General features: G+C 44.1%; 7 protein-coding genes. 1 reads left to right on the forward strand and 6 read right to left on the reverse strand.

The window, feature by feature from the left end:
* The first annotated feature begins 151 nt into the window (after positions 1 to 151).
* Positions 152 to 1,594, forward strand: coding sequence for a pyridoxal phosphate-dependent decarboxylase family protein (locus G5A70_RS11320; protein WP_173749747.1), 1,443 nt, complete (start codon positions 152 to 154; stop codon positions 1,592 to 1,594).
* A gap of 5 nt (positions 1,595 to 1,599) precedes the next feature.
* On the opposite strand, the gene brnQ is transcribed toward G5A70_RS11320, so the two are convergent.
* The 6 genes from brnQ to nadA form a co-directional block, all read right to left on the reverse strand.
* Positions 1,600 to 2,925: a branched-chain amino acid transport system II carrier protein gene (brnQ, locus tag G5A70_RS11325; RefSeq protein ID WP_173749748.1), complete on the reverse strand. Its 1,326-nt coding sequence runs from the start codon at positions 2,923 to 2,925 to the stop codon at positions 1,600 to 1,602.
* 137 nt (positions 2,926 to 3,062) lie between these two features.
* Positions 3,063 to 3,551, reverse strand: coding sequence for a GNAT family N-acetyltransferase (locus G5A70_RS11330; RefSeq protein ID WP_173749749.1), 489 nt, complete (start codon positions 3,549 to 3,551; stop codon positions 3,063 to 3,065).
* Between the two features lie 20 nt (positions 3,552 to 3,571).
* Positions 3,572 to 4,078 (reverse strand): transcription repressor NadR, encoded by a 507-nt coding sequence (locus G5A70_RS11335; protein WP_173749750.1) that lies wholly within the window; start codon positions 4,076 to 4,078, stop codon positions 3,572 to 3,574.
* A gap of 46 nt (positions 4,079 to 4,124) precedes the next feature.
* On the reverse strand, positions 4,125 to 4,976 hold the full coding sequence (nadC, locus tag G5A70_RS11340) for a carboxylating nicotinate-nucleotide diphosphorylase (protein ID WP_173749751.1): 852 nt from the start codon (positions 4,974 to 4,976) through the stop codon (positions 4,125 to 4,127).
* The gene (locus G5A70_RS11345) at positions 4,973 to 6,292 is read right to left on the reverse strand and encodes an L-aspartate oxidase (RefSeq protein ID WP_173749752.1); all 1,320 of its coding nucleotides are present in this window, start codon (positions 6,290 to 6,292) and stop codon (positions 4,973 to 4,975) included. Before G5A70_RS11345 ends, nadC begins: the two co-directional genes overlap by 4 nt.
* Positions 6,293 to 6,304: 12 nt before the next feature.
* Positions 6,305 to 7,213, reverse strand: a complete 909-nt coding sequence (gene nadA / locus G5A70_RS11350) for a quinolinate synthase NadA (RefSeq protein WP_173749753.1) — start codon at positions 7,211 to 7,213, stop codon at positions 6,305 to 6,307.
* Positions 7,214 to 7,343: the final 130 nt, after the last annotated feature.

Below are 7,343 nucleotides of genomic sequence, written 5' to 3' on the forward strand. Positions count from 1 at the left end.
ATCAAATATATGAATTTTACAGATATATAACTGTAGTATACAATAAACTTATTCTACCGTAAAGATTTACGGTTGATTTTCAAAAAGTAAAAAAGCCAACAAAATATATGAAATATATGAAAAAATGGCGAAAAAGAAAGGACAAGCAACCATGCTAAACAGTGAAAATGTTTTAAACAGCGCCCAGTTAGAAGCGGCCATAAAAAAATTTGTACACAATTTCTGTCTTGAAAAGCATGATATTCATTCTCAGAAAGTCACCTGGTATACGGAAGAAGGACAAGCAGACAAAATCAAGCAGATTGGAATTTCAAAAGAGGGACGTCCCGTAGATGAAGTCGTTACCAAAATGACAGAAGAAGCGTATCGTTACCGGGGTGATGCGAACCATCCACGGTTTTTTGGCTTTGTACCCGGTCCGGCTTCCTCCATCTCCTGGCTGGGAGATATTATGACTTCCGCCTATAATATTCATGCCGGAGGCAGCAAACTGGCCCCTATGGTCAACTGTATTGAACAGGAAGTTCTGCAATGGCTGTGCCGTCAGGCCGGCTTCACCCAGAATGCGGGCGGTGTCTTTGTAAGCGGCGGCTCTATGGCAAACATTACAGCTCTTACTGCTGCCCGGGACCACAAATTAAATGATGAAACCCTGCACCTGGGCACAGCTTATATCTCGGACCAGACCCACAGCTCTGTTGCCAAAGGTCTGCGGATTATCGGTATTCCGGACAGCCGTATCCGCAAAATCCCTTCCAATTCCACCTTTCAGATGTGCACAGATGTTTTGGAAAAACAAATTCAGGAAGACACCCAAAACGGACTGATTCCCTTTGTTGTTATCGGTACAGCCGGAACCACAAACACCGGAAGCATCGATCCTCTGGAAGAACTGGCAGCCATCTGTTCCAAGTATGAACTCTGGTTTCACATTGACGGGGCCTATGGCGCTTCCGTCCTGTTAAGCCCCCGTTATAAACACCTGCTAAAGGGCACGGAGCTGGCCGACAGTATCAGTTGGGACGCCCACAAATGGCTGTTTCAGACTTATGGCTGTGCCATGGTTCTGGTAAAGGATGTGAGACATCTGTTCCACAGTTTTCATGTAAATCCGGAATATTTAAAAGATGTGGAGGGGGATATGAGGCATATCAATACCTGGGATATAGGCATGGAACTGACCCGCCCTGCCCGCGGCCTGAAATTATGGCTGACCCTGCAGGTATTGGGCACGGATTTGATTGGCAGCGCCATTGAACATGGATTTGAACTGGCTGACTGGGCCGAAGAAGCGCTTCTGGAACTGGACCATTGGGAAATCGTATCGAAATCCCAGCTTGCCATGGTAAATTTCCACTATACTTCCGAAGATTTGACGGAAGAAGAAACCGACCTATTAAATGAACGCATTTCTGAACGCATGCTGGCCAGCGGTTATGCCGCACTTTTTACCACAGTGTTAAACGGCAAAAAAGTGCTGCGAATCTGTGCGCTCCATCCGGAAACTACCCGGGATGATATGCGCACAACCGTTCATATGCTGGATACCTTTGCCGGCAAGCTGCATACAGAAATGAAACAATTACAAAAATAAATTTCCTAAATACTTTTTTTTCTTTTCCAAACCGGAAGAAAGCCCACGGCTGCTCCGCACACTGCCGGCAGCATCCAGCCCAGGTGCAGATGATAAAAAGGAAGGCTTCGTCCCCATACAGTCAGTATGCCAAGGCTTATGCCTGCACTGTCCATAGCATTGATAAAAGCAAGAACAAAAGCTGCGGCCATACTGAGTATATAGACCATTTTCTTATCCCCAATCCACTTTCTTCCAAACGAAAGTACAATCAGCACAATTAATACCGGATAAATCATCATCAGTACCGGCTGAGAAACTGCTATCAGATATGACAAACCTACATTGCTGACTGCAAAGCTGAACAGACACACCACTGCCGTTATTTTGCGATAGGACACTGATGGCAGCAATTCATGAAAATAATCTGCAAAGGAAGTGGTCAGTCCAATAGAAGTTGTCATGCAGGCCAGAAAAACGGAAACACCCAGCACGATTCCTCCCACAGGGCCCAGCAAATCACTAGCCACAGCATGCAGAAGCGCTCCTCCGTTTTCAAAGGTTGTATGCGTAATGGCACCGATATACGTCAACATGTAGTAAATACCGCTGAGAATCAGCACCGCTCCGATTCCGGAAATAATCGTATATTTCACTACATTTTTCCGTTTTTTCACCTGAAAACCGGTGACGGCATTGATAATAATAATGGCAAATACAGGACCTGCAGGACCGTCCAGGGCATTGTACCCTTCAATCATACCTTTGAAGAACGCAATATCCTGGTATTCCCCTGCAGCTTTCTGAACAGCACCATATTGTACCGTATTCCCGGATTTGTCTGAAAACAGGCATACCAGATAAAGCAGGGCAATGCTTATAATCAGTACTGGCGTCATATATTTTCCGATAATATCCACAACCTTGCTTGGATTTCCACTAAGATAATAGGTCAGCAAAAAGAACACGGCTGTCACCGCCAGAGAGACCAGCCACGCATACTGCTGCGGCACATACGGGCGAACCGCCAGCTCATACGATACGCTTCCTGTTCGCGGCAGCGCAAAAAGCGGCCCTATCAGCAAATACACCATTACGGATAAAAGCAAAGAAAACCTCCGGCTCACAAGATCCCCAAGGTCCATAATTTTGTTCCCTACCAACACCACCGCAATCATTCCCAGCAAGGCAATACCTGCATCTGTCAGTATAAAACCGGCAAGTGCCTGCAAATAATTTTCTCCCGCAAGCTGTCCCATAGCCGGCGGAAAAATCATGTTGCCTGCTCCAAAGAATACGGCAAATAATGTCAGCGTCAGAGACAGTATCTGTCTCATTGTTAGTTTTTCCATAGATTACTCTCCTGTACTTTTCTCATAGTGATATCTTATTTCTCTTTCATCCCTCTGCTATCTTACCATTATACACGACTGTATACAATAAAAAATTAAAAAACAGGGAAGCAATCTGTCATCACTCCCCCATTTTCTCAAAGTTCTCTTCTCATATCATACCACACAGCCCCACCGTGCTCCGATTCTGCTATGCCAAAATTCTGGAATTCGTGGCTTTCATAGAATCCTGTCAAATGCGCTTTGCAAGTCAAAATCACACCTTTTTTTCCTCTTTTTCTGCTTTCTGCCACCAGATACTCCAGCAGTCTCCCTGCAATCCCCTGACATCTGTACTCCGGTAATACATTTAAACCAAACACCGTCTGATAAGCTCCCCAGGGCTTATGCAGACTTACATCGTGGTACATTTCATCCGGCAGCTTTGGCTGGTCCGTGGTTCCTCCGTTGACGAATCCAACAATTTTCCCATCTGATTCTGCCACAAAAAAATTCTCTAAAAAAGCACACATCCGCTTCTGTATTTCCTCTTTAGAAGCTGCCTCTGCCGGCGGAAAACACAAAGCTTCTATTTCTGCCAGCAAAGAGGCTTCCTCCGCTCTCGCCTCTCTTATGAAAAACTCCATCTCTTTCCTTTTCCTTGCTTTTATTCCATACAAATTCCCAATTTTCTCAGATTTTCTTCTATCATATCCAGAACTTCTTCACTGTCTGCACTGATAGTATGACAGTGATGCCCGGAAGTGATATTCGTAAGCGGTTTGGATTTTCCCGTCCGAATGTCTTCCAAAAACTGTTTCACCTGCCGTCTGGAACTGATGTTTAGCACAGCCCGTAGTTCTCCGTAAACTTCATGCTGCACAAAAACATCTTCCACTGTTCCCCCGCAATCCACGATTGCATGCAGCTCTTCTTCTATCCGCTCATCTGTATGATACACCTGTATGATCCTCATACATTTCTGGGGACTGCTGCAAATATAGCCTCTGTTCGTAGAAAGAATTTCACAATCCGCCGCTCTTAACAGAGCAATATCCTGCACAATGACCTGTCGGCTCACTTGAAAAATTTCTGCCAGTTTTGTTCCTGACACCGGTTTGTTACTCTCTGAAATATATTTTAAAATTTCTTTTCTGCGTGTTTCTCCATCCATATTTCCTATCCTTTCTTCCCCAGACCGACTCGGTTTCCCGTCTCTTTTACACCTCATGAAGGTTTTTCAGGGAAAGATCCAGAATCGGAGAGGAGTGGGTTAAAGCCCCACTGGAAATATAGTCTACACCAATAGAAATCAGCCTGTCAATATTCTCTTTCGTCACATTTCCGGAACACTCTGTTTCTGCACGTCCATCAATGAATTCTATAGCGGCTTTCATAGTTTCCGGCGTCATATTGTCCAGCATAATAATATCTGCACCTGCATCTACTGCTTCTTTTACCATGTCCAATGTCTCGGTTTCCACTTCAATTTTCCGTACAAAAGGCGCATATTCCTTCGCCATTTCAATGGCCTGACGCACTCCGCCAGCCGCTGCAATATGATTATCTTTCAGTAAAATTCCATCGGAAAGGTTATATCTGTGATTGTATCCTCCTCCCACTTTTACCGCATATTTTTCAAAAATTCTCATATTCGGTGTAGTTTTTCTGGTATCCAGAAGTTTGGTTTTGCTTCCTTCCAAAAGGTCTGCAATCTGCCTGGTATAAGTGGCAATTCCGCTCATCCGCTGGAGATAATTCAAGGCTGTTCTTTCTGCGGAAAGCAGTACACGAATATCCCCTTTTACCACACCAAGAAGCTGTTTATTTTGCACTCTGTCTCCGTCTTTTACATAAAATTCCACCTGTGTATCACTGTCCAGAAGCTGAAAAACACGTTCAAATACTGCCAGACCTGCAATCACACCCTCCTGCTTACAGATTAGCTGCACCTCTCCCGCTTTCTTTTCTCTCATCACTGCATTCGTAGTAATATCTTCGCTTGTAATATCCTCCTGCAGAGCCTGTCTGATTAAATGGTCTGCATTCAAATTCATGGTAATTTCATTCATTTTGCCTGTCGCTCCCTTTCTATCTCACACAATACTTCCCGCTTATATGTCTCCGCCAGACTTTCTTCCTGGCTGCTGATACACCTTTCTGCCTTCTGATACAAAGCTTCAAATACAGAAGAATCCCTCTCCTGTAAAAATATTTTCTGACTTCTCTCTTCCTGTATTTTCCCGGCGGCTCTTTTGGCAAACACCAGGCTTTCCAGCAGAGAATTACTTGCCAGACGATTGGCTCCGTGTACGCCATTGCAGCTGGTTTCCCCTACGGCAAACAGCCTGTCCATAGTGGTCTTGCTATCAGAATTCACACGAATACCGCCCATAAAATAATGCTGGGCAGGCACTACGGGAATCCAGTCTTTTGTTACATCATATCCTTCCTCCAGACACCTCTCATAGATATGAGGGAAGTGATTCAAAATCACTTTTTCGCCCAGAACCGTCATATCCAGCCACACATAAGGCTTCCCATCTTCTTCCATTTGTCTGCGGATAGCTGCAGTCATTAAGTCTCTTGGCAATACCTCATTGGCAAACCGTTCTCCTTTGGCATTGTACAGTTTTGCCCCTTCTCCCCGCACAGATTCAGAAATAAGAAACCGTCTGCCCGGGCGGGTGGAATACAAAGTAGTGGGATGTATCTGTATATAATCAATATGTTCTAATTCTACTCCATGGCGCATGGCTATGGCAAGTGCATCTCCGGTAAGATGAGGATAATTGGTGGAATGCTGATACAGACCTCCAATGCCTCCGCTGGCCAGAATGGTTTGTCCTGCTTCGATTCCCAGATGTTTCCCTTCCTCTGTTCTTGCAATAATTCCCAGACAGCAATTGTCTTTTTCAATGAAATCCAGCATGGTTACATGGTCCAGAATCCGTATATTGGAACGCTTCTGTACAGCCTGCAAAAGTTTGCTCGTTATCTCTTTTCCGGTAACATCTTCGTGAAAGAGAATCCTGGCTTTTGAATGACATCCCTCTCTGGTATAATCCAGTTTTCCGTCTTTGGTTGCAAACTCCACCCCATATTCCAACAGTTCTTCAATCACCTCTCTGGAAGAGCGAATCATAATGTCTACAGACTCTCTCCGGTTCTCATAATGGCCTGCTTTTAAGGTGTCTTCCATAAAGCTGTCATAGTCATTTTCATCTCTCAACACGCAGATTCCCCCCTGAGCCAGATAAGAATCGCTGTGTTTAATTTCATCCTTTGTAATCATCAGCACCTGCATATCCAAAGGAAGATGAAGCGCTGCAAAAAGACCACTTGCGCCTGTTCCCACAATCAATGCGTCTGTCTGAATCTTTTCCATTTGTGCTCCCCCTTACTTTGCCAGTTCCAACATGGTATCCAACGCTTTTAAAGCCTTTTGACTCACCACTTCCGGTACCTGTATCTCATACGTTCCGTTTTTCAGACTGTCTCTGACCTTTTCTAAGGTAACCTTCTTCATATCAGAACAACACTGTCCTTCCATAACACAATGGAAAATTTTATCGGGACATTTTTTCTTTAATTCATATAAAACGCCCTCTTCTGTACCGATTATAAATTCCTTCTGAAAAGACTGTTCTGCATGACTGATAATCTCCGAAGTACTGCCGATGAAATCCGCCTGCTGCAGCACCTTCTGCACACATTCCGGATGTACAAGAACCTCAGCCTGGGGATATTTTTTCTTTGCCTGTTCCAAAAGCTGCGGTGTGATTTCCCTGTGTACCGGACAGTATCCGTCGTTTGGAATAATGTTTTTTTCCGGCACCTGCTCTGCCACATAAGCAGCCAGATTTCCATCCGGAATAAAGAAAATATTGCGGTTTGGAAGAGCCTTTACAATCTTTACAGCATTAGAAGAGGTCACACAGACATCCGAAACCGTCTTTAGTTCTGCTGTGGAATTGATATAGCATACCACAGCCAAATCCTGGTAAATTGTTCTCATTTTCTGCACTTTTTCCACGGACGCCATATGAGCCATGGGGCAGTCTGCATCCCCATCCGGCATCAACACGGTTTTTGACGGATTCAAAATTTTCGCACTTTCTCCCATAAAGGAAACTCCTGCAAACACAATGATTTCTGCTTCTGTTTCCTTTGCTTTTTTACTTAAATAGTAAGAATCTCCTATGTAATCTGCAATCTCCTGTACTTCATCCGGTACATAATAATGTGCCAATATCACAGCATTTTTTTCTTTTTTTAATTGTTCTATTTCTTCTTTTATGGACTTCATCTTCTTTTATCCTCCTGCCAAAGCATTTGACAGTTATTATACAACAGCTTTTTACATATGACAAGACAGTTGTTTCTTGAGTTTCCGCAGTTTTATCCACAGAACCTATAATCATCCTTGCTGATTATTA

This window comes from Blautia hansenii, assembly GCF_013304445.1.
GTDB lineage: Bacteria > Bacillota > Clostridia > Lachnospirales > Lachnospiraceae > Blautia.